Here is a 21643-nt window from a genome sequence, read left to right as displayed (position 1 = left end):
ACACAGAAAGGAGACCAGGCCCGTGCCAGAAGAGACCCAGACGAGTCTTGCCGGAAGCCAGAGAAGCAGACCGCTAACCACCGGTCCAGGCTGGGCAGGAGCCTGGACTAGACCAGCGAACCAGGTCAGCAGAGGAAGCCGCAGCCAGTCAGGCCAATGGACGGTCCCCCGGCGCCGTGGCACCTCCACCTTCCTCAGCGGCCAGCCGCCGATCAACCTCCTCCAGACGCACCTTGATCAGAGCCTGAACCTGCGCCTCACCCAGCAACTGGCTCAGCTCAGCCTGACAGGCCGTCACCACCTGCAGATGCGCCTCAACCACCGCCCGGCGGCTGTAGTCACACGAGGCCTGCGCCAGCTCGCGACGCGCCGCCTCGTACTCCTCAGCCAGCTGCTGCAAGAGAGAGGCCACGCGCTCAGCTTGCGGCTCAGGGCCATCATGGGGCGCTCTCGATCGATCGTCACTCTCCATCTCTTCCTCTCTTTGCCTCTGGCTCTCTGGCCGAGCCGGCTCGGCCAGAGAGCCAGGACCGGCAATTAAACAATAATTCATAATTTGGCGAGAGATCAAAAATCGATCTCTCTCCACAATTATAAGTCAGGCATGGCATACTAACAATAGCCCGAACATGTCACTGGAGAAATGAGCATCATAACTACCGTCTTTTCAATTGAAAAGATTACGGTTATACTGCTTACAGTGAAGGGAGGAGGTCCAGACAGATGATCACTGGCTCGTACTGGTGGTCTCGCTACGGCGACTTCCCGCCCGGCGACTACAACCAGCCGCATCACGGTGCGGTCATCGCCTGCTACCGCAAGCGACGTGGGTGGACGCAGCAAGACCTGGCCATTGCCGCCGGCGTCGAGTGGCGCACGGTGCGTGAATGGGAGGCGATCGCCATGCTGAACGATACCGCGCGTCGGATCTTCCTGGCCAAGCTCCTGCGCATTCCTCCGGCCCTGCTCGGCCTCGACTGGCGCCTGCTCGGCTACCAGGACGCCCACGGAACGCCCACGGCCCAGGAGCCGCTCAGCGAACTGGCTGCCGAAGACGCCTACTATCACTACGAGGACATCCTGGCCCTGGCCTGGCAGGCCCGCCGTCAGGGCACGCTCGCCAACTATCTCTATCGTCTGAATCGCTGTCTGAGCCGTCTGGAGCTGGCCGTAGAGCAGGCCCCAGCCCACGATCGCGAAGCCTGGCAGGCCCTGCTCTGCCGCTACTACCGCCTGGCCGCCGAGATCGAGCGCGACCAGGGAGCCAGCGACCCCGCCGCTCGCCAGCGCGTGCTCCACTATTACGACACGGCTCTGCGCCTGGCCGAGGAGCTGGAGGACCCCCAGCTAGCCGGCGCCACCCTGATGAGCCTGACCGAAGCGCAGCTAGAGTATGGCAACCTCGTCGAGGCCAAGCGGGCTGCTGAGGGCGCGTTACAGTACAGTGAGCGCGTTCAGCCGGTGCTCCGGGGCAACATTTACCTGGTGAGCGCCGCCGCCCACGCCCCCTTTGCCGTCGAGGACGAGACGCTGCGCAGCCAATGTCGGCGCTGGCAGGAGCAGGCTACCACCCTGGCCTATCGCCGCCCCCCCGAAGACGACGGCTCCTTTCTGAAGTTAAACCTGGCTGGCGTCCACCACGAGCGCGCCAAAACCTTGCTGACCTTCGGCCAACAGCAGGGCGACCGCCTGCTCCTGCAGCAGGCGCGCGAGGAGCTGGCCCTGGCCTGGCAAGCCCTGACACCAGACCTGGTGCTCTGGCAGCTCTATTTCTCTCTGACCGAGGCCCGCCTACACCTGGCGGCCAATGAACTGGAAGCCAGTGCCCACAGCGCTAAGGAAGCCCTGGGACTGGCCCGCTTTATGCAATCTCGACAGGGAAGGGAACAGGTGCAACAGCTCTACGAGCGCCTACTAGAGCGGGATAGCAATCATCCCCATGTCCTCCATCTGGGGGTCGAGCTGGGGCTGTTCTCATAGGAGGTGGCCCCCCACGGCACCCCTGACATGCACCGGGCCGGTTTTGGCGAGACCCGCGCCAGAGACCGACGAGTCAGACCCCTCTCCCTACAGGCACCACCGGCCTTGGTGCTGCATGCGGTGCTCTCTGCGCATGGGGCGCCCCGTCCTATCCTCTCGCCGCAACGAGGCGGTCGAGAGAGGCGGGGCGCCCGCTCCTCCAGTGGGCGCCCCGCTCATCCTCCACCACTTCCCGAAGGGTCAGCCAGCAAAGAAGCCGGCTGCCAAGTCGGCGGTGTCAAGGAAAGCAATTGCCAGTTTCCCTGGTCATCCTGCTCAACCACGGCCCGATAGCTGCGCAAGACAAAGAGCTGGAAGCGGAAGGCCATGATCACCGTCGCCCCGGTCGGCAGGCGGCGCCCAGGGGGCGGCTCTAACAAGCACTGATAATCGATGAACTGCGGTGGAGGAAAGCGCACCACCACGGGCGCACGCTCCTCCAGCTCCTCCGGACTCTCACCGACCAGGGCCTGGCGAGCGTGGGCGCGGGCATAGAGTCCGCCTCCGTAGGCCAGGGCCTGCCCCCCGGGGAGTTGGGCCGAGACCTCGCTGACGTAGACCACTGCAGGCTCCTCCTCGCTGCTACCGAGACTCTGCTCGGGCGTCGTGCCGGTCAGAGCATGGCCCGGCTCGCCGTGGCTGGCCCCGTACTGCGCCAGCAGCGGCAGCACGCTCAGCGAGGTATTGCCCGGCGCATTGATCTGCTCAATAGCGAAGCCAGCGGCCCGCAGTCGCTCAGCCGAGGCGATCAGGGCCTCCAGGTTAGCTGTCGGGCGATAGCAGGCCGCCTCTTCGTCCCAGGTAAAACAGGGATAGCTGGTGACGCCGCTCAGGCGCAGGCCGGGCAAGCGCGCGATCGCCGTCGCCGCTGCCATCACCTCCTCCGGCGCGAAACCGCCCTCCTGACCGGGAAAAAAGTCGCCGCCGTTGATGCGCAAGAGCACCGGCTGCACCCGCCCCAAGGCCAGCGCTGCCCGGCTGATGGTCGCCGCCGCCTCCAGATCGAGGAGCGTCCAGACTTCGGGCCGCGCCTGAGCCATCAGGGTCGGCACCAGGCGCTGGGGCACCGGCACCAGATGGCCCACGTGCCGCACCACCGCCCCCTGAGCTAGCAGCGCCTCGGCTCCCATCCAGTCGACTGCTACTGCTCCCGCAATAGAGGCGCGGATGGCCGCCACCAGCTGGGCATCGTAGGCGATCTGCTTGGCCATGTAGTAGAGGCCCAGCCCCAACGTCGCCGCCCGTGCCGCCAGGCGCTCCGCATTGCGCCGCACTGCGCCGCGGTCGAAGACAAAGGTATTGGGCGGAATCACGCCGCTGCGATGCAGCAGGGCCGCGCAGCGCAGCAGCCCGGGATTGCGCCGGCGCACAGCGTCGAGAAACATACAGTCATACCTCGCTCAGTGCCTCTTCCAGAATGGCGAGCACGGTCTCGGGACCGGCCCGCATGGGATTGATGCGCAGCCAATGCTGGGCTTCCTCGGCCCCCAGGCTCGCGCTCATCGTGCCCGAGATGCGGTAAAAGAGGGGCACCAGCTCATAGCGGGCCATTGCCCCCACTGGGAAGGGCGCTGCCCCATGAGCGGCGGCGCGCGCGACGACCCGCTCCGCCAGAGGCCAGCGCAGGCGCACGAGCACCACCGGCGACTGCAGGCTGGCCACATGCGCCTCGACGATGTGGCGGGCACAGGCCGGCGGCGGCGCAGTGCGCAGGCGCTCCACCACAGCCTCGGCGCTCTCCTGGGTCAGAGCATTGGCCACGAAGGACAGAGCCAGCCCGATCAGCACCTCCTGAGCCTGAAAGCCCTGCACGCGGCTGCCGCCCGAATACATATCGGCCCGGATCGCCCGCGCCAGCTGCTGCCGACAGAGCACGACCCCGATCCCCTCCGGCCCGAGCAGCTTGTAGGCCGAGAAGGCACTGACGTCCGCTCCCAGCTCGACGCCGATGCGCGGCGTGTTGGCAACGGCATAGTTGTCGTCAACCACAATCGGCAGCTCCGGCCTGACGGCCCGCACCTCAGCAATCACCTGCGCCAGATCATAGTGATCATCCGGTCGCTGGCGCGCGTGCTGCAGATAGACGGCCTGCAGCGTCTCGCTGCTGAGGACCTGGCGCAGGCGTCCCAGATCGTGCAGGTCGACGGGCACGGGCACGTAGCCAGCGGCGCGGAAGGTGACCGCCGTGGTGGCGTAGAGTGGAGCGTCGTGTACGAGCAGACGACTGAGCGGCGGCAGGAGGGCAAAGAGGGCGGCACGAATGGCTCCCGTGCCGGCCCCGGTCACCAGCACAGCCTCTTCGCTGCCGAAGAAGGCCGCCAGCACCCGCTCGACGCGACGTGTGAAGCGGCTGCCCTCACCGTCGGCACCGACTCCCAGCTCGCCCCGCGTCAGCCACTCCTGGCCAGGGAAGTGATGACGTAGCGTCTCGATCAGGCGAAACTGCAGGCGCCGCGCTTCCTCCAGCGTCAAGGGCGGCAGACGCGCCCCCACATGCACTATACTCATACGCTTACGCCTCCCTCCTTCCCAGGGCGGCAGCCAGAAAGCGCCGCGGATTCCTCACGACCAGGCCCTCAATGGTGGCCGCCGGCAGACCCGCCGCCTGCAGGCGCGGCAGAAAGTCGCGCACGAGATAGGCATAGCCCTGCCCACCGAGGCGCTGTAGATAGCTGTTGCGCGAGATATCGCAGGAGAGCAACAGGCGCTCCGCCAGCCCGGCCTGGCAGAGGGCCACAATCCAGGCCAGGCGCCGCTCATCGGGAGCATAGCGCTCCTTGCCCACTGTATCGAAGCCCACGTAGGCCCCCTGGCGCGCCACAGCGAGCACGTCCTCCAGCGAGGGCGCCAGATCCAGGTGACCGATCAGGATGCGCGCCGGCGCCAGCCCTTCCTCACAGAGGATCTGGAGCTGGCGCAGTCCTCCCTGCCCCAGATGAGCATGCGTCGCTACGACGACCGCCTGGTGCCTGGCGACCCGGGCCACGGCGCGCAGGACCTTCTCCTCGTTGGGATGGAGCACGCTCCCTGAGCCGCCAATCTCTCCCAGCACCAGCGGACGCACCCCGGTGCCGTCGAGACCCGTGCCTAGCTCTTCCTCCAGCAGGGCCGCAATCTCGTCCACACTCAGGTGCGCCAGCTCCGGCGGGTGAAAGCGCTGATGATAGAAACCGGTGCTTGGAATGATCTGCACACCGCTGGCAAGCTGCAGCTGGCGCAGGCGCCCGACGTCGCGCCCCATGCCGCGACAGGTCTGCTCGATCAGCGCGGCCACCCCAAGCTGCTTCAGCTCGACCAGCTCCTCGGCGATCAAATCCAGACGGTCCAGCCTGCCCGCCGGGTCCTCGGGCGTGGTCAGGTCGAGCCAGAGGTGCTCATGGGCATAGATGAGGCCATCGGCCAGCGGCTGCACACCGGCAGCCGTCGGCACCAGCAGCCGCTCAGGCGCTCCGGCAGAGGCACTGGCTACAGACAATGACCGCTCCTTTCCTCAGAGAGAAGACTCAGACTCCAGTTGCCCAGGTCCCGGCCTGGCGCTCCGCTCCAGACATCCGCCAGACCAGCAACCTGGGCCAACAGGCTGCTACGCTCGCTCGATCCTATTTGATCGGGATCGGCGTAAAGAGATGGGCATAGGCCAGTAGGTTCAGAGCGATGCCGGCAATGATGACGCCGACTGGCCCCGCTGCCATACGTACTACCGGTCGCCCAAGAACCTCGTTGAGGGCATAGAGGCCACCCACGATGGCAATCCCCAGGCCGCTGGCCATCGCATTGCCCGCTGCCAGCGAGCCGAAGAGAATGGCCACCTCCAGCGTCAGATTGATGGCGTTGCGAATGTTATCGGAAGCATCGCGGATCGTATGCAGGGCCGCAATGCCTTTGGCGATATAGCTCAAGATAAAGACCTCGATGCCGAAGAGCAAAGCCCCGGCAATGGCCGCCAGGATCGGGTTGGGCAGCAGATAAGCCACCGGGTAGATCAGGGTGAAGCCCACGATCTGGAAGGCCCCCGAGGCCACCGCCGTCGTCACAATCAGAGGAATGAAACCAAGAGCGCGATAAAAGTCGATCTGGGCCGCATTGGCAAACTGGCCTTTGGCAATAATGTAGCTGGTCGCCTCGCCACCAGCGAACATGTGGGTATTCACCAGCACCCCGAGCAGGAGACCCATAATCATAAAATAGGGTGCATGGCGACGCAGGCGCGCCGCGTTGGCCGCAAAGATCGAGGAGGTCTCATCATCGGCATCGGCAGCGCCTGCCACCGCGTTGGCCGCAGCCGGCGGATCATCTTCCTCAGCCGACTCGCTCCCCGCGTCCGCCGGAGCCACCTGGACCGCCTGGGCCTTCTGTCGCTCGCTGCGAGCGCGCGTTAGCTCCTCAGCGACGGCAAAGGCCACCAGCAGAATGACGCCGATCGCCATCGTGGTTGCTCCAGGGAAAACTGAGGGCAGCCACTTCATGGTGAATAGCATGACAAAAATGCTCACCACAAAGGTGATGATTCCCCGCAGGCGCCCGAATTGCATCGTCACAGCGACCGCCGGGAAAAAGGAGAAGAGATAGAGGATAGGCGTCGACATCTGCTGCATGGCCGTCAGGAAGTTGACCGGCAGGCTGTTGGCAGCGGTGGTAGCGGCGCTGAGGCCGAAGACCACGACCGCGCCCCAGGCCGCGCCCAGAATGGGGGCGATCCACTTGCGCGGCGAGAGGATGCCGAGGATGTCCGACGGCAGAAAGAGGACCCAAGGGTTGAGAACGCCAGAGGAGAAGGCGACGGGCACGCCAAGACCAAAGATGAAGCCCGCCGAGAGGCCGAAGGCAATGGCTGTCATCTGGGGACGCGCCAGCTCGCCACGGTAAAAGTCGAGCAGGAAAGGCCGGACACCGTCGTTGAAGACGGCCAGGGCCATCTGCGAGAGGAGGGCAGCAAAGGCCGTTGCTAGAATGGTAAAGACAATGACCAGGGGCGTCAGATGCAGACTCATAGCGGTCCTTTCCTTTCACGACGTCCGACGGCCTGCGCCTCCCGCCCGGCGCCAGCACCAGGCAGAGCAGGCGCGAGATGGCGCGGCGTCGTTTTGTATCTGCGCTTCGGGGAGCAAGCCGCTGCCGCTGCGCTTGGCTTGCTGCATTCGCTTGATCGCTGTCAGTGCTGGCTGAGACTGGAGACTGGAGACTGGAAACTGGGCGCCGCGAGCTACGAGCGGGGAGGCTGGTAACTCTGGATGGCCTCGACCAGCACGGGGACAACGGTATTGATCTGGTCAACGGAGACGCCAAAGGCGCGAATACCTGCCGCGAGCAGCTTTTGCACTTCCTCGACGCTAACCCGCGCCTGCCTCCCAAAGGTGTGGCAGCGCTGTCGCCCAAGGAAGGCCATCAGGGCACCCAGCGAGCCACCAGCCCCGGTGTGGCAGGTGCCGATGTAGTAGGCGTCGCTGCGGCGCTTGAGGAGCTGCCCGGCTTCCAGATCGTTGCTGACGACAACGTTGAGGGTGGGATCACGGCGTTGTTCGAGCAGGCGCTTGAGATCGGCCTTGCCCACACCGCCAATGTAGATGGTTGCCATCGTTCGCGCACCTCCTGCCTCTCTGATGGCAAGCCTGACCGGCAGGCCCGTGCCAGGCTTTACTGTCGTCCGGTCATGTCGTTGATCGACTGAGTTACTTGCTGGTTATGGATTACTCTTCTCACCCCCCTGTCGGGCCTGTTTTGGAGTCAGCAGCCCATCGATCGGATCAGGCCAGGCGCGCCGCCCTCGACGCCGCGCTCCGCCGGGCGCTCTACAGCTCCTGACCGCGGAGCACCAGGGCTCCGAGATGGAGCAGGAGAAAATCTTCCTCCTCGGCTGGCAGACGCAGGCCAAGCTGCTGGAGAGCCTGGACGCGAATCTGCCCGGCCCAGTCTTGCAGGTGGGGCAAGACCGCGAGGGCGCTGGCCTCCTCGTGCACGAGCGGACTCCAGGCCGAGCCAAGATCCTCGCCACGCCGTACGCGCTCCAGGGCCAGTAGTAGGTGACTGGCCAGCGGCCCCATGTGCTCTTCGTCGCCGGGGCACTGCGCTTCTTGCTCTAGCCAGCCCAGGATCTGGCGCACAAAGGCGACGATCGCCGGAGCGGCCAGGCCCTCGCGCTCAAAGATGGTCAGGCGCTGCTCAAGGTCTTGCTCCATCTCCTGCTCCTTCTTCGATCAAACCACTGGATAGGGCCACTGCGGCTCCCTTCCCTCCAGCGCCGGCGGCCTGTCAGCCTGTCATAGTGTTATAGCCGCTCAGTAGCGGGGCAAGCGTCGCTGATCGATCACTTCCTGCTGGGCAGCGGTGATCTCCTCGGGCACGAAGATGCTGGCAAGCACCTGGTAGACTGGAGCCTCGCGCAGGGCCACAATGGCGGCCTGCGTGGCCAGGGTGCGCAGGCGTGCCGCGCCCTGCAGCGGCAGGAGCTGCAGAGTGGAGGGCAGGCTCCCTACGCCCTCGCGGTTCCAGATGATGGCATCAAACTGCCCTTCGCGTAGCAAATCGAGGACCTGCAGGCGCGTGGCCGGCACGCTCTCCCAGTCCTGGCGCTCGCGGAACTCCTCGGCAGTGAGCAGGATCTCATCGAGGGAGGTCTGATCAACGCCGACGCGGCGGATCTGCTCGCGCGGCAGACGGCTGATGAGGATGTGCTCACTGACATAGGAACCAGGGGGCAAGCTGGCGACGATGGCTAGCTCGGGATAGCGCCCCACCAGGTGCTCGGCGGCCAGCAGCGACATGACGGCGTAGTGGTAGTGCCCCTGGCGCACCATCTCAGCCCGCGAGAGTGAGCCGCGCTGATAGGTCATGTTGAACGGCAGACCCGAGACCTCCAGTCGGTCGTAGAGGGCCGTGGCCAGCCCTTCGTAGCGCAGCGTGTAGGGCAAGGGCATCGAGCCAATGATCCATTCGTTGCCAGCATAGCGCCAGAGCAGCGGGTAGTTGACCTGCTCCAGGACGGAGCCTTGGGCGCCATGCGCAGCTACTACAATGGCCCCCGCTCGCGTCAGATAGCTGAAGGCTTCCTGAACGGTCCCATTCCCCGAGCGTAGCCGGCGCGCGACGTCGACCATGCGCGGCAGCCGCTCGCCCTGACGATAGCCCAACAGCAGACGCGCTAAGCCAATGGTCACTTTGCCCGTCTGGGAGAGAAAGTCTTCGGTGTCTGGCAGGGCCATAGCGCTGGCGCTCTCTTTCGCTCTGCTCACCTTGCTCGCTCAATATCCAGAATACTGGATAGAGTATAACCGGACGGGGACCACCTTGTCAAGCTAACGCTCGCCAGCCAGCCAGCAGGAACGCAGCCCGGCGACTGAGGGCATCGAGGGACAGGGGGTGTTTGGGAGAGCCAGGGAAAGAGAAGGGGAAGGCCGTGGAAGGGGACGGCTCGCAGGCAGCACGGTAGGGACGGAACGCAGAGGTAGGGGCAGAAGTACAGCCGTCCGCCCGCGACCTTCCCGTCTGCTTTGGGAGAGCACAGGCGCCCTGTGCGCGTTGGTTCTGTTGAATCTGCTCAGGCCAGGCCCTTAGCTAGGGCGCGGTGGAGGAGCGGCGCGGCTCCGGTAGCCAGCCAGGCGGCTCGGGCTGGCCGATGCGATTGCGCAGCACGCCCAGGCCGCTGATCTCCAGCTCGACCACGGCCCCTGGTTGCAGGGAGCGCCCATGCTCGGCGCCGCTGCCTGTTCCGACGGTGCCCGAGCCGAGCAGTTCGCCGGGCCAGAGGGTCTCACCGCAGGCGGCGTAAGCTACCAGCTCCTCAATCTTCCAGGTCAGGCTTGCCGTCGAGCCGCGCGACCACTCCTCTCCATTGACGCGCGCCACCATCGTCAGGTTATTCAGATCAAGTTCATCGCAGGTCGCAATCCAGGGGCCGAGCGCCGTCGCGAAGTCCTTGCCCTTGGCCGGACCAAAGCCGCTGCTCATCTCCGGTCCCTGGACATCGCGCGCGCTGAAGTCGTTGAGGATGGTCACACCGAAGAGCAGGTCCAGGGCCTCCTCGGGCGAGACATTGCGGCCCTGCCTGCCAATGACCAGACCTATCTCTAGCTCGTAGTCCAGGTGGCGAGTATAGTGCGGCCAGGGCACCTCGGCCTCGGGGGCCACGATAGTCAGGGGATTGATCTTAAAGTATGGCGGGCGCTGATAAAACTCTGGGAAGACGCTTCCTCCCTGGCGCGCAGCCATATTGCGCACGTGCTGCTCAAAGGCCGTAAAATCGCGGATGGTCGGCGGATCAAGAGGGGCAAGCCAGCGCACGCTCGCCAGCGGGAGCACGGCCTCCTCCGCTGGGGCAGCGCTCGCCTCAGCAGCCGCCTCGCGAAAGGCCTCGCCCAGGGCGATGGCAGCGCTCATACTGGCTGGAAAGAGTGCCGTGGCCAGGCGGCGCGCCGCTTCGCGCGTGGCTCCTCGTCTTTCGAGCCGCAGGCGCCAGGCCGTGGCCAGATCGATGACACGCTGGGCCTCCGGCTGCACGACGACCAGGCGCGCCTCTTCTCCATCAACACCGGTGACAGCAATACGAGCAAATTTCACGACGACCTCTCTCCTCTCTGTCTCTCTTGGCCTAATTGAAGTGGCACCCGCTGCGCCAATCAGACTGTCGGTCAGGCTAGCGCTCGCCCAGCCTTGACCGCCCTCCTACGGCCTCCTGGGCGCTCAGGACAGTCTCCGCCTGCTTGCTGTGGGCGAAGCGGCTCAGCAGGCCTTCGCCCAGGCGGCGCCCGAGCTTAAGGGCCAGTGGCCAGAGTCCTTCGGGGGCCAGGCGAATAATCAGGATCAGCAGCAGGCCGGTCAACAGGCTGCTGAGGGCCTGCGAATTCTGCAGCACCTGCTGCAAAGTAAAGAAGACCACCGCCCCCAGCAGCGGCCCGGTCGAGGTGGCAATGCCGCCGATGATCGTAATAATGATCATCGTAATCACCCAGTTCATGCTGAAGGCCGAGTCCGGCTCTATCTCCAGCTTATTGAGGGCGATCAGTCCGCCAGCCAGGCCGACAAAGAAGGCACTGATGGCAAAGGTCACCAGCTTCACCGGGAAGCTATTGACTCCCAGCTCGGCGGCGGCCTCCTGATCGTCGCGGATGGCCATCAGGCGCAGGCCGAAGGGACTGCGCACCAGCAGCACGATGGTCAGGGTGGTCACGACCAGCAAGCCGAGGGCCAGATAGTAGAGTGTGGAATAATCCAGGGTGGCAGCGGGCGGCAGATTGAGGCCGCTGGTGGCGCCAGTGAAGGACCAGTTGAGCATCCAGGTCAGGGCGGCCATTGCCAGGCCGAGCGAGCCGATCGAGAAATAGGCCTCGCGCAGGCGCATCAGCAAGAGGGCCGCCAGCGTCGCCAGGGCCGCCGCCAGCAGACCGCTCAGCAAGAGATCCAGCAGCAGCGGCAGCCCGCTATGCAGCAGCAGCACGGCAATAGTATAGGAGCCGGCCCCCACGAAGAGCGAGTGACCCAGCGAGAACTGGCCGCCATAGCCGCCCAAGAGGTTCCAGGACTGGGCCATCGTCATATAGTTGAAGAGCGTAAAGGCCAGCACCAGATCGAAAGCGCTCAAGTAGAGTGGCCCCAGCGCCGCCAGGAGGACCAGCAACCCTAGTACACCCCAGCCGAGCCAGGGAGCCAGGTGGCGCAGGGACTGGCGTCTGGTCACAGGCGGAGCAAGCTGGTCGGAGGAAGCAGGATGCGTCTTCATTTGGCCACCCCCACGCGCTGACCAAAGAAGCCCTCGGGCCGTACAATCAAGACAATCACCAGAAAGGCGAAGACGATCAGATCGCGGAACTGCGGCCCGACAACGCTGGCCGCCACCTCTTCCAGCACCCCAATGAGCAGGCCGCCGAGGAGTGTGCCCCACAGTGACCCCATGCCACCCAGCACGATCACCGTAAAGCTGCGCAGCAACCAGCTAGAGCCGGTCGTCGGACCGAAGCCGAAGGAGAGGCCAATCAACGTGCCGCCCACGGCAGAAATGGCCGCCGCCAGACCGAAAGTGATCCCGTAGACCAGCGGCACATTGATCCCAATCGAGGCCGCCGCCCCAGGATCTTCCGCCGCAGCCCGGATAGCCTTCCCCAGCGGCAGATAGGTCATCAGCAGATGGGTTCCCACCACCAGCAGCAGAGCCGCCACCAGGGCGATCACATAGATGGTACGTACGGTATCGCCAAAGATGGTAACGCCCGTCAGGGTATACGAGGCGCTCAACGAGAGCGTGTTATTGCCGTAGATCAACCCAAACAGCGTCTCGGCTACCAGCAGCAGGCCGAAGGTTGCCACCAGCAGGGTCTCCTGCCCACGGGGAATGAGCGGATTGAGCAGGAGGCGCTGCACCAGGTAGCCAATGACGAACATGATGGGGGCCACCAGCAGCAGGCAGAGGAGCGGGTCAAGATGGGTGAGGCTGGCGAGCGTATAGGTCAGGTAGGCGGAACCGATCAGGACCTCGCCTTGAGCCAGGTTAACGGTATTCATGACGCCAAAGACCAGCGTCAGCCCCAGGGCGATGGTCACGTAGAGGCCGCCCAGGAAAAAGCCATCGATCAAATGATAAAACAACATACAGGTCCCTCTCCTTCCCTCTACAAACAGCGGCACGGCCTGGAGCAGCACCACAGCGGCGGCAGACGGGACCAGGCTTGATCAGGCTCGATCAAGCCCGGCCCCGCTGCGCTGACCTTCGCACAACTCAATGGTAAGGCAACAGAGCACTGTGGGCGCATCTGCTCAGGCTCACTCGCCGCGTCCGCGCGTTCGTCCGCCGGTCGGTCGTCTGTACTGGTCTGCTCAGGCCAGACCCTTGGCGGGCGCCTCCAGGCTTACACCCGAGACTGGAGGATAGACCTGGACCGTGTCACCATTCTGCCATTGGAGCATAATGGCCCGAATGGGATCAGCATGGTTGCTACCGAAGCGGATTGGGCCAACAGGATAGGTCTTATTGGTCTGGCCGATGGCCCGGTTAATAGCATCAGGATCGGTCGAGTCAGCGCGCTTGATAGCATCGAAGAGTACCTCAGTGATCGAGTAGCCCATGATGTAGCCAGCCTGCTCGATGGTAGCCTTGATGCCGGCCTTCTCAGCGCGCGCTGCCAATTCCTGACTACCTGGATAGGTAAAGGAGCGCGACCAGAAGTTGGCGATGAGGGCGCCCTCTCCGACGTTGCCCAGGGCCTGCATCCAGGTAGTGGTCGACGATCCTTTCTCACTCTCGGCCACAATCGGATGATAGCCCAGGGCCTTCATCTGCTTCCAGAGAGCCATCGCATCGGGCGGCGTCATCTGGGCAATCAGCACCTCGGCGTTGGCGGCCTTGGCTGCAGCGATCTGACTGGAGAAATTGGTGGTACCGACGGGGAAGATCGCCCGGTAGGCAATGGTATAGCCGAACTGCGGCGCCTCCTCGGTCCAGAGCTTGCCCATCGTCACCCCATCCTCCTCGTTATCGGTGAAGAGAGCTACGCGCTTATTGGTCTTGACCATGTTGGCTACCTGGAAGCTCATGCTGGTCTGCTGCTTCTCATCGAAGAAGACATCCCAGGAATATTGCCAGCCAGAGGGGCGAGCCGAGAGCCAGGCTTCGATGGGGGCCGTGGTCGAAATCAGCGGGCGCTTGACGCGCTCGGCCACCTGCGAGACTGGGATGACCAGCGGCGGCGTGAACGGTCCCAGGAGAGCCACGGCGTTATCCTGCAAATAGAGGGTCGTCGCCTGGTTGCTGGCGGTATTGGGATCGGAGGTGTTATCGAGGATGATCAGGTTGACGTGATACTTTTGCCCGTTGACCTCCAGTCCCCCAGCGGCATTGATATCGTCAACGGCGGCCTGATAGCCGGCCTTCAGCAGGACGCCGACAGCGGCCAGCGCTCCCGTTAAGGGCAGCGTTGCCCCAATCACAATGGTCTGGTTACCGGAGCCGCCCGTGCCACCACAGGCGACCATGCTCAGGGCCAACATGGCCATCAAAAATAAGGACCGCGCTGCCTTAGAGACTGTGCTCATATACTTCTCCTCCTCTGCAGTGTCTGTCTCTCGACCGGAGACGTTCGCCGCTGAACGCTAGCGACCTTCTCTGCTCGCGTGGGCGCTCGTTTGTTCGCGCGTTCATCTGTTGCCAATGCTGTTGGAGAGCCAAAGCAGGCGCAGCATGGCCTGCCGTGCGTAGTCTGGCTCAGGTTCCCGAGACGGGATACTGTTCTTGCTCGCTAGCTGCCGGCGAGCTGGCAGGGCCGGCAGGGGCCGCCGCGACGCCCAGATAGGCTTGCTGCAGCGCCGGGTGGGCGCGCACCTGGTCCGGCGTACCGCAGAAGACGACGCGCCCTCGCTCCAGGACGTAGACCCGGTCGGCCACTGCCAGCGAGCGCTGGACATGCTGCTCGATGAGGACGACGCTGATCCCCCAGGCCAGAATTCGCGGCAGGGCCGCGAAGAGCTGGTCAACGACCGCCGGAGCCAGGCCCAGCGACAGCTCATCAAGCAGGAGCAGACGCGGCTCCGCCATCAGCGCCCGCCCGATGGCGACCATCTGCTGCTGCCCGCCCGAGAGGCGCCCAGCCCGGCTGCCGGCGCGCTCGCGCAGCACCGGAAAGAGATTGTAGACTCGCTCCAGGCGCTGAGCAAAGGTAGTGGTTGCTCCGCGAGTGGCGTAGACAGCACCCAGCTCCAGGTTCTCGCGAACCGTCTGCTCGCGGAAGAGCCGCCTTCCCTCGTGGCAGAGAGCGATTCCCAGGCGAGCGCGCTGGTGAGCCGGCAAGCGTGTAATCTCCTGGCCGGCAAAGAGGACGTGCCCCTCACTGACGGGCACCAGGCCACTGATCGCCTGGGTCAGGGTCGTTTTGCCGGCTCCGTTGGCTCCCACAACCGCCACAATTTCACCCTCCCCAACGCTGAAATCCAGGGAGCGCAGAGCGCGCAGCTTACCGTAGTCGACGCTGAGGTTCTGCACGTCGAGCAGCGGCGGCGGGGAAGGTCGAACCGCCGCTGTCGACGTAGCTCGGGCAGAAGGGAGAGAATGTCTGCTTCTCGTGCTGTCTCCCCTCTCGGCTCCTGTCGCCGCCGGGGTCGACGGCTGCTCTCCTTGCTCGCTGCCCAGATAGACGGCGATGACTTCGGGATGGCGAGCGATTTCATCAGGGGTCCCTTCGGCAATCTTGCGCCCCCAGTCCAGCACGATGACCCGTCTGGCCAGGGACCGGACTACAGCCTGGACGTGTTCGACGAGGAGAATAGTGACCCCGCGGGCATGGATAGAAGCGATCAAGCTGGTAATCTCCTCGATCTCCTGGCCCACCAGACCGGCGGCCACTTCGTCCAGCAGCAGCAGCCGTGGCTTCAGCGCCAGAGCGCGGGCGAGTTCCAGCCGCTTGAGATCCAGGAGGGTCAGAGAGCCAGCCTGGCGATCCTTGCGGTCGAGCAGGCCGCAGAGGCGCAGGATTTCCTCGGCATCGTCGCTGAGGCTTCGCCGGCCCGGGGTCTCGTTTCGTCGGGCATGGACGGGGATCAAGACGTTCTGCAGGACGGTCATGCGCCCAAAAGGGCGGGGAATCTGATGGGCGCGTCCGATGCCGAGACGGGCGATCGCGTGCGCGGGCAGACGATCGAGGCGCTGCCCGGCGAAGAGGATCTCCCCCTCGCTAACGCGCTGGGCCCCAGAAATGAGGCTCAGGAGGGTGCTTTTGCCCGCTCCATTGGGTCCAATGACGCCGAGCAGCTCGCCGCTGCGCACCTCAAAGCTGATATCGTTGAGGGCCGTGACGCCCCCGAAGCGTCTGGTCACATGACGCAACACCAGCAGCGGGGCCTCATCGGTTTGCTGCGGTCCCCCTCCCACAGTGGAAGCTGCTTGCATCATGCCCCCCCTCTCTTTTTAGCTTACTTGCTGTCTAGCTCGATGGTATCCTGGTCTGACTTGACTGCCTGATCGTGGCGATCCGCCATCGCTGGCCGGCGCGCTCTCCTCCGCTGCTCACTCAGCTCACTCAGGCTGCTCCACGATGCGGGCCGCTCTCGTCGCTCCCTGGGGCTAGAACGCGCTGGCTCCGCCGTCGACGGCGAAGTCGGCCCCTGTGATCCACGAGGCTTCGTCGGAGGCCAGATAGATGGCGCAGAAAACCACGTCCTCTGGTGTACCGATACGCTTGAGCATCAGCTTGCGCATGATGCCGTCGAGAGCGCCGGAGTTGATCGCCCATTCGGTTTGTGGCGTACGTATGAGGGCCGGCGAAATGGTGTTGGCCCGGATGCCGTATTTACCCCCCTCGGCGGCCAGCTGGCGTGTCATAGCAATGACCGCGCCCTTACTGGCGGCGTGGGCCAGACCGGGGACATCCTCGCTGCCAAACTTGGCAGAGACGGAACCGACGTTGATGATGGAGCCGCCGCCACGGGCAACGAGGTGCGGCCAGGCGGCCTTACACATGTAGTAGACAGTATCTAGCTCGCTGCGCAGGGTATCGTGCCACATGCGCGTCGTCATCTGTTCGATTGGCGCGATCCAGGCCGTGCCGGCGTTGTTGTAGAGGATGTCGAAGCCACCGTAGGTCTTGACGGCCAGCTCTACGACTCGCTGGGCCTGCTCAGGATCGCTCAGGTCGCAGGGCTGCAGCGAGACCATCTCACCGCCAGCCTCACGCACCAGGCGCACGGTCTCCTCGGCGCCTGCAACGTTCAGGTCGCAGCCGACAATTTTGCAGCCTTCGGCGGCAAAGCGTAGGGCGGCAACGCGCCCCTGGCCGCTGGCTGTTCCTGTAATGATGGCCACTTTTCCTTGGAGTCGCCCACTCATCGTTGCGCTCTTCCTCCCGGGCACATGCTCGCTCGTCTGTTCGCTTGCTGTCTCTAGACACCTGACCCCGTCGGTCAGCGTACCACCAGGCAGCATCGCTGACGGCGACGGGCGGGCCTGCCAACAGATCAGGGCAGGCGGCTCGCTGACGCTGAGCCAGGCGGAGTAGCCCCTGACTGACGTCGAGCACCTCGCTTGCTGATCCGTGAAGCTGTGACCTGCCTGTGACTTTGTCTTTCCTGCAGTGTAGGGGAGGCGTAGGACAAAATCACTACCACTCGCTTCCGTTTTTCCTTTCCGGTCGCTTCCGGTTGAGTAGGCCGCAAGACCAGGGTCATCGCCAGCCAGGCGGCACCCTTCACCAGAGCAGTTGGTTCCCCTCTTTGTCAGGCGACGCTCGCCGCTACGGCCTCGGACACGCCGAGAGCCTGGGCCATAAGTGGCCCCTCGCTCTTAGTTGGTCGTGGGAAGCGAGCGGAAGAGAAAGTCGGAAGCAAGTGGTAGTGATTTCTTGGGCCTGGCCGGCTACACTCATGACTGAGGGCAGACGAAAGAGGGCGAGAGAGCCTGCGCGGCTGCGTGCACCTCTCCCCTTCCCTGGTGCGGGCTTACTCCTCTCCCCGCATGGGAGAAGCTGGTAAGAGAGAGGAAGGCCGTGCGCAGGTCAGGCAGGCACTCGTATCCGTCTGCCCCAGCCAGCGCTGTCTCAGGACAGCGGTGAATGGATAAGCCAGCAAAGAAGCGAGACAAGAGTAAGGGTGAGGAGACGAGAGGAGCACATGCCATCATGATCGGACCGTATTTTTGGAGGGTAGCCGTGAGAGCCGCCAGTCAGCAGACGAGCGTATGCCCAGAAAGGCGGTGGGCATGAGCGAGCAGCATAGATGGAGCCGCGGAAGCACGCCGGCGACACTGCAAGGCCGCCTTTTTTGGCGGGGCGAGAGCGGCTACGAAGAGGCACGCTGCGGACGTATTTTCAACGGGCGCCGACCTGAGCGCTATCCCGCCGCCATCCTGCTGGCCACCAGCGAGGATGACGTGGTGGCAGGGGTGCGTCTGGCTCGTGCGCATGGCCTGAAGGTCTCTGTGCGCGCCGGCGGCCATAGCTGGGCCGCCTGGAGCCTGCGCGACGAGGCCCTGCTGATCGACCTGGGTGGCCTGCGTCAGATCGAGCTGGACCGCGAAGCCGGCATTGTGCGCGTCAGCCCGGCGGTCACGGGCAGCGAGCTGAATGGCCTGCTGACGCAGCAGGGCCTGATGTTTCCCGGCGGTCACTGCCCCGATGTCGGCCTGGGCGGCTTCCTGCTCCAGGGTGGCATGGGCTGGAATTGCCGCGGCTGGGGCTGGGCCTGTCAGCGCATTGAGGCCATCGACGCCGTGACTGCCGACGGCGAGCTGGTTCACGCTGACGCAGAGCATCACCCCGACCTGCTCTGGGCAGCCCGTGGCGCCGGCCCGGGCTTCTTCGCCATTGTCACGCGCTTCTACCTGCGCGTACGTCCTCTGCCAGGAGCCTTGACGCGCAGCAGCTTCTTCTATCCCGCCGCCCTCTTTGATGAGGTCATGGGTTGGCTCTACGAGGAGCATCCTCGGCTGGCTCCCAGCGTCGAAGTGGTCGCCGTGGGCATGGGCAGCGGTGGCGAGCTGACGAGCCAGGCCACGCCGGTCTTGCTGGTTCAGGGCCTGAGCTTCGCCGAGACGCCCGCCGAGGCGCGCGAGGCCCTGGCGCCCTTCGAGCGCTGTCCGGCGCGCGAGCGCGCCCTGCTGGAGCAGGTGCTGGTTCCCACAACCCTGGCCGCAGAATACGCCGAGCAGCGACGTGCCAATCCCAAAGAGCACCGCTACGCCGTCGATAATGCCTGGCTCAATGCGCCAGCGACGACGGCTATTCCAGCCCTGCGGGAGGCCTTCGTTAGCCTGCCTACTGCACAGTCGTTCTCGCTCTGGTTCGGCATGGCCCCCCTGCACCCGCTGCCGGACATGGCTCTCTCGCTGCAGGCCGATGTCTATTTCGCCAGCTACGTAGTCTGGAAACAGCCGGCGGATGACGCCCGCTGCCGCCGCTGGCTGACCGAGCAGATGCGACGCATCGAGCCGATCAGCGAGGGTCTCTTTCTGGCCGATTCGGATTTTACCACGCGCCCGGCCCGCTTTATGGACGAGCAGCACTGGCAGCGCCTGCAGGCCGTGCGCGCCCGCTATGATCCTACAGGCCTCTTCCATTCCTACCTGATCAATTCCGAGACTCCCATCAACGTCAATCCCTGGAGCCAGCCCTGAGCTTAGAGCGTACCCACTCCACCCAGGTCCTTGCCTCATTCAGAGCCGGCTGGTCGCGGCCCTCTCGGAGAGCCTGACCCTTTCCACTCTGACCAGCCCTCGCTGTCCCCTGGCCGCGCCAGGCTAGAGCGGTGGACGGCGCGCTCCGGCAAAGGCGAGCGGACGGCACGGCCCAGCCAGGAAGGCGAGTCGCCCGCCGTGGCGGGTTGACCTCCCGACGCAGCCGTTCACCGTCCGCTGAGGACCAGAAGGGGAAAGGGAGTCTGCAGCTCGCTCAGAGCAGGTCAGGGCGCGTGGGGGAGCAGATCGACGTGGCCGCTCAAGATCTGCTGACGCACCTGCGGCTCCAGCTCTGCCTCAAAGAGAGCTGTTGGCGCGCGCGTCCCCATATCGAAAGGCAGGTCCGTGCCGAGCACCACGCGCTCAGCCCCGAGGAGTGTCACCAGGTAACGCAGCGGCTCGGCCCCATGCACCAGCGAATCAACATAGATACGGCGCAGCAGATTGAGCGGCGTCTGATGCAGATGAGATAGCTCGGGCCGGACCCGGGCCCCATGCTGCCAGCGTCCCACCACAAAGGGAGCTACCCCTCCGCCGTGGGCTGCTACAAAGCGGATCTGCGGATAGCGCTCCACCACGCCGCTGAAGAGCAGCGAAGCCAGGGCAAAGGCTGTCTCCGCCGGGTTGCCCAGCAGATTGCGCAGATAGTAGCGTGTCAGGCGCTCAGAGCCCAGGACCTCCAGCGGATGAATCAGGACCAGGGCCTGGCGGGCCTCCAGGGCCTGCCAGACCGGTTCCAGCTCGGGCGCATCAAGGTTCCAGGCATTGACGCGCGTCAGAATCTCGATTCCTGCCAGGTGGAGCCGATCCATCAGATAGGCAATCTCTTCCACGGCCCGCGCCGGGTCCTGCAGCGGGGCCAGACCCAAGCCGTGAAAAGAATGTGGATAGCGACGTACCACCGCGGCGATCGCCTCGTTCTGCTCACGCAAGAGGGGCGCCGCTTCTGCGCCCGGCAGCTCGTAGAAGGCCATGAAAGGCGGCGGCGACAGCACCTGCAGATCGACACCCGTCGTCGCTAGCAGCTCCAGGCGCGCATCGAGGTCGTAGAACTCCTCGGGTTGACAGGCGCTGCCCAGAGGAATACCGCCAGTTTCCAGTATTGCCTCCGGGCCTTCCCCCCGCCAGCGGGCCCCCAGGATGCGCCCGTCGGGGGCGCGAGCATGCATCTGGAGATGCTCACGCGCCAGATAATGGGCATGGAAATCGATAATCATACTGCCTCTGTCTGCTGTTAGTCTCTGCACCACGGCTCCAGCGAGCCTGAGCACCGAGCGGGTAGGCCCCACCGCGCGCCAGTGATTGGGTCGGTCGGTGGGTGCCTTGCCCCTCAGATGGGGGTGGCGGCAATCTCGAACGAGCGGCGCGTCAGGCCCTCCACGTCGGCATCGGGCGTCTGATCGCGCTCCCACTGGCTTAGCTGCGATGAGATCTCGACCAGGGCCTTGCAGCGTTCGTAGCGACGCTGCATAAAGCGGTCCAGGGCCTGCGGCAGCGGGTCGCCGCTCGCCACCTCCTCGGCCAGGACGATCGCATCCTCGATGGCCATCGCCGCCCCCTGGGCCACATGGGCCGTCATGGCGTGGGCCGCATCGCCAATCAGCAGCACGCGCCCACGATACCAGGGTGAGGGCAGCAATAGCGTCTCGAAAGGACGATAGATGACCTCGGACTCATCGGTAATGTAGCGATCGCGCACCAGAGCCACCGGCCCACCGAAAGGAGCGAGCCGCTCGCGATAGGCCGCTGGCAGGCATTCGCGTGGGAAGCGGGGCGGCGGTCCCGGAGGAGGCGTCTCCACCAGCAAGATGTACATCAAATCGGGGGCCAGCGGAATAAAACCGGCTTTGCCGTGGGGGCCGCCTTCGAAAAGCCAGCCTGTCGTAACGTCGGGCAGGCGCGGCACATTGCAGCGCCAGCAGACCTGGCCCACGTAGGTCGGCTGGTACTCAGAGCCGAAGACCAGGCGGCGCACCAGCGACTTCAGACCATCGGCCCCCACGACCAGATCGTAGCTGGCGAAGGAGCCGTCGGAGAAGGTCACCGAGACCTCGCTCTCGGACTGCGCCAGGGTCGCCACCGTCAGGCCCAGGCGGATGGTGGCGCCGGACTGCCGCACGGCGTCCTGTAGAATGGCATGCAGACGGGAGCGCGTCAGGCCGTTCCCTGGGGGATAGCGCGGCCCTGCAATCGGAGGCTGGGGCACCTCGAAGAGGAAGGTCCCCTGAAGATCGTAGAAACGAACACCTCCCATCGGGTGCCCGGCAGCAATGCACTTCTCGGCCAGGCCGATGCGATCGAGGGCCCGCAGAGCATTACCTTGCTGGATGATCCCCACCCCATAGACGGACCACTGGGGATTAAGCTCGACGACCTCGACCTCGCAGCCGATCTGTCGCAGCGCCACTGCCGCCGTCAGGCCGGCGATGCCGCCGCCGACAATCAATATCTTCTGCGCGCTTTTGTCCATCGTAGGACACTCCA

General features: G+C 64.8%; 18 protein-coding genes. 2 read left to right on the top strand and 16 right to left on the bottom strand.

The window, feature by feature from the left end:
* Positions 1 to 148 precede the first annotated feature (148 nt).
* Positions 149 to 472, bottom strand: a complete 324-nt coding sequence (locus KTAU_RS13380) for a hypothetical protein (protein WP_151728865.1) — start codon at positions 470 to 472, stop codon at positions 149 to 151.
* Positions 473 to 723: 251 nt separating this feature from the next.
* Here KTAU_RS13380 and KTAU_RS13375 point away from each other — a divergent pair, with 251 nt between their 5' ends.
* Positions 724 to 1980 carry a helix-turn-helix domain-containing protein gene (locus KTAU_RS13375; RefSeq protein WP_151728864.1) on the top strand — a complete coding sequence of 419 codons (1257 nt, stop codon included), beginning with the start codon at positions 724 to 726 and terminating at the stop codon, positions 1978 to 1980.
* Between the two features lie 215 nt (positions 1981 to 2195).
* On the opposite strand, the gene KTAU_RS13370 is transcribed toward KTAU_RS13375, so the two are convergent.
* The 13 genes from KTAU_RS13370 to KTAU_RS13310 form a co-directional block, all read right to left on the bottom strand.
* On the bottom strand, positions 2196 to 3404 hold the full coding sequence (locus tag KTAU_RS13370) for an alanine racemase (RefSeq protein WP_151728863.1): 1209 nt from the start codon (positions 3402 to 3404) through the stop codon (positions 2196 to 2198).
* Positions 3405 to 3408: 4 nt separating this feature from the next.
* Positions 3409 to 4527, bottom strand: a complete 1119-nt coding sequence (locus tag KTAU_RS13365) for an aminotransferase class V-fold PLP-dependent enzyme (protein ID WP_151728862.1) — start codon at positions 4525 to 4527, stop codon at positions 3409 to 3411.
* 4 nt (positions 4528 to 4531) lie between these two features.
* A complete protein-coding gene (locus KTAU_RS13360; protein ID WP_151728861.1) occupies positions 4532 to 5494 on the bottom strand; it encodes a phosphotriesterase family protein in 963 nt (320 codons plus the stop codon).
* Positions 5495 to 5618: 124 nt separating this feature from the next.
* Positions 5619 to 7010: a YhfT family protein gene (locus KTAU_RS13355; protein ID WP_151728860.1), complete on the bottom strand. Its 1392-nt coding sequence runs from the start codon at positions 7008 to 7010 to the stop codon at positions 5619 to 5621.
* Between the two features lie 212 nt (positions 7011 to 7222).
* Positions 7223 to 7594, bottom strand: coding sequence for a DUF2620 family protein (locus tag KTAU_RS13350; protein ID WP_112432109.1), 372 nt, complete (start codon positions 7592 to 7594; stop codon positions 7223 to 7225).
* A 214-nt stretch (positions 7595 to 7808) separates the two neighbouring features.
* Positions 7809 to 8195 (bottom strand): hypothetical protein, encoded by a 387-nt coding sequence (locus KTAU_RS13345; RefSeq protein WP_151728859.1) that lies wholly within the window; start codon positions 8193 to 8195, stop codon positions 7809 to 7811.
* A 99-nt stretch (positions 8196 to 8294) separates the two neighbouring features.
* On the bottom strand, positions 8295 to 9218 hold the full coding sequence (gene yhfZ / locus KTAU_RS13340; protein ID WP_151728858.1) for a GntR family transcriptional regulator YhfZ: 924 nt from the start codon (positions 9216 to 9218) through the stop codon (positions 8295 to 8297).
* Between the two features lie 352 nt (positions 9219 to 9570).
* Positions 9571 to 10572: a fumarylacetoacetate hydrolase family protein gene (locus KTAU_RS13335; RefSeq protein ID WP_228026458.1), complete on the bottom strand. Its 1002-nt coding sequence runs from the start codon at positions 10570 to 10572 to the stop codon at positions 9571 to 9573.
* A gap of 76 nt (positions 10573 to 10648) precedes the next feature.
* Positions 10649 to 11731 (bottom strand): branched-chain amino acid ABC transporter permease, encoded by a 1083-nt coding sequence (locus tag KTAU_RS13330; protein ID WP_151728857.1) that lies wholly within the window; start codon positions 11729 to 11731, stop codon positions 10649 to 10651.
* Positions 11728 to 12597 carry a branched-chain amino acid ABC transporter permease gene (locus KTAU_RS13325; RefSeq protein WP_151728856.1) on the bottom strand — a complete coding sequence of 290 codons (870 nt, stop codon included), beginning with the start codon at positions 12595 to 12597 and terminating at the stop codon, positions 11728 to 11730. Before KTAU_RS13325 ends, KTAU_RS13330 begins: the two co-directional genes overlap by 4 nt.
* A gap of 225 nt (positions 12598 to 12822) precedes the next feature.
* The gene (locus KTAU_RS13320) at positions 12823 to 14037 is read right to left on the bottom strand and encodes an amino acid ABC transporter substrate-binding protein (RefSeq protein ID WP_151728855.1); all 1215 of its coding nucleotides are present in this window, start codon (positions 14035 to 14037) and stop codon (positions 12823 to 12825) included.
* A 169-nt stretch (positions 14038 to 14206) separates the two neighbouring features.
* Positions 14207 to 15886 (bottom strand): ATP-binding cassette domain-containing protein, encoded by a 1680-nt coding sequence (locus KTAU_RS13315; RefSeq protein WP_151728854.1) that lies wholly within the window; start codon positions 15884 to 15886, stop codon positions 14207 to 14209.
* A gap of 171 nt (positions 15887 to 16057) precedes the next feature.
* Positions 16058 to 16819: an SDR family NAD(P)-dependent oxidoreductase gene (locus KTAU_RS13310; RefSeq protein ID WP_151728853.1), complete on the bottom strand. Its 762-nt coding sequence runs from the start codon at positions 16817 to 16819 to the stop codon at positions 16058 to 16060.
* 846 nt (positions 16820 to 17665) lie between these two features.
* Here KTAU_RS13310 and KTAU_RS13305 point away from each other — a divergent pair.
* Positions 17666 to 19099, top strand: a complete 1434-nt coding sequence (locus tag KTAU_RS13305) for an FAD-binding oxidoreductase (RefSeq protein ID WP_228026457.1) — start codon at positions 17666 to 17668, stop codon at positions 19097 to 19099.
* Between the two features lie 284 nt (positions 19100 to 19383).
* Here KTAU_RS13305 and KTAU_RS13300 read toward each other — a convergent pair whose 3' ends face one another.
* Together KTAU_RS13300 and KTAU_RS13295 are read right to left on the bottom strand one after the other, a co-directional pair.
* Entirely contained in the window at positions 19384 to 20376 is a 993-nt protein-coding gene (locus KTAU_RS13300) for an amidohydrolase family protein (RefSeq protein ID WP_151728852.1), read from the bottom strand.
* A 113-nt stretch (positions 20377 to 20489) separates the two neighbouring features.
* Complete coding sequence (locus KTAU_RS13295; RefSeq protein WP_151728851.1) at positions 20490 to 21629, bottom strand: FAD-dependent oxidoreductase; 1140 nt, start codon at positions 21627 to 21629, stop codon at positions 20490 to 20492.
* Positions 21630 to 21643: the final 14 nt, after the last annotated feature.

It is taken from the genome of Thermogemmatispora aurantia (assembly GCF_008974285.1).
GTDB lineage: Bacteria > Chloroflexota > Ktedonobacteria > Ktedonobacterales > Ktedonobacteraceae > Thermogemmatispora > Thermogemmatispora aurantia.
Note: the sequence above shows the minus strand (reverse complement) of the source record. Positions and strands in the feature narration are given on the sequence as shown.

What these genes read in the sequence shown, in the direction of transcription:
- KTAU_RS13375 (WP_151728864.1), top strand. Translation starts at nt 724, where the DNA reads ATGATCACTGGCTCGTACTGGTGGTCTCGCTACGGCGACTTCCCGCCC.
- KTAU_RS13380 (WP_151728865.1), bottom strand. Translation starts at nt 472, where the DNA reads ATGGAGAGTGACGATCGATCGAGAGCGCCCCATGATGGCCCTGAGCCG.
- KTAU_RS13300 (WP_151728852.1), bottom strand. Translation starts at nt 20,376, where the DNA reads ATGATTATCGATTTCCATGCCCATTATCTGGCGCGTGAGCATCTCCAG.
- KTAU_RS13320 (WP_151728855.1), bottom strand. Translation starts at nt 14,037, where the DNA reads ATGAGCACAGTCTCTAAGGCAGCGCGGTCCTTATTTTTGATGGCCATG.
- KTAU_RS13345 (WP_151728859.1), bottom strand. Translation starts at nt 8,195, where the DNA reads ATGGAGCAAGACCTTGAGCAGCGCCTGACCATCTTTGAGCGCGAGGGC.
- KTAU_RS13310 (WP_151728853.1), bottom strand. Translation starts at nt 16,819, where the DNA reads ATGAGTGGGCGACTCCAAGGAAAAGTGGCCATCATTACAGGAACAGCC.
- KTAU_RS13315 (WP_151728854.1), bottom strand. Translation starts at nt 15,886, where the DNA reads ATGATGCAAGCAGCTTCCACTGTGGGAGGGGGACCGCAGCAAACCGAT.
- KTAU_RS13330 (WP_151728857.1), bottom strand. Translation starts at nt 11,731, where the DNA reads ATGAAGACGCATCCTGCTTCCTCCGACCAGCTTGCTCCGCCTGTGACC.
- KTAU_RS13365 (WP_151728862.1), bottom strand. Translation starts at nt 4,527, where the DNA reads ATGAGTATAGTGCATGTGGGGGCGCGTCTGCCGCCCTTGACGCTGGAG.
- KTAU_RS13305 (WP_228026457.1), top strand. Translation starts at nt 17,666, where the DNA reads ATGCCCAGAAAGGCGGTGGGCATGAGCGAGCAGCATAGATGGAGCCGC.
- KTAU_RS13295 (WP_151728851.1), bottom strand. Translation starts at nt 21,629, where the DNA reads ATGGACAAAAGCGCGCAGAAGATATTGATTGTCGGCGGCGGCATCGCC.
- KTAU_RS13350 (WP_112432109.1), bottom strand. Translation starts at nt 7,594, where the DNA reads ATGGCAACCATCTACATTGGCGGTGTGGGCAAGGCCGATCTCAAGCGC.
- KTAU_RS13370 (WP_151728863.1), bottom strand. Translation starts at nt 3,404, where the DNA reads ATGTTTCTCGACGCTGTGCGCCGGCGCAATCCCGGGCTGCTGCGCTGC.
- KTAU_RS13325 (WP_151728856.1), bottom strand. Translation starts at nt 12,597, where the DNA reads ATGTTGTTTTATCATTTGATCGATGGCTTTTTCCTGGGCGGCCTCTAC.
- yhfZ (WP_151728858.1), bottom strand. Translation starts at nt 9,218, where the DNA reads ATGGCCCTGCCAGACACCGAAGACTTTCTCTCCCAGACGGGCAAAGTG.
- KTAU_RS13355 (WP_151728860.1), bottom strand. Translation starts at nt 7,010, where the DNA reads ATGAGTCTGCATCTGACGCCCCTGGTCATTGTCTTTACCATTCTAGCA.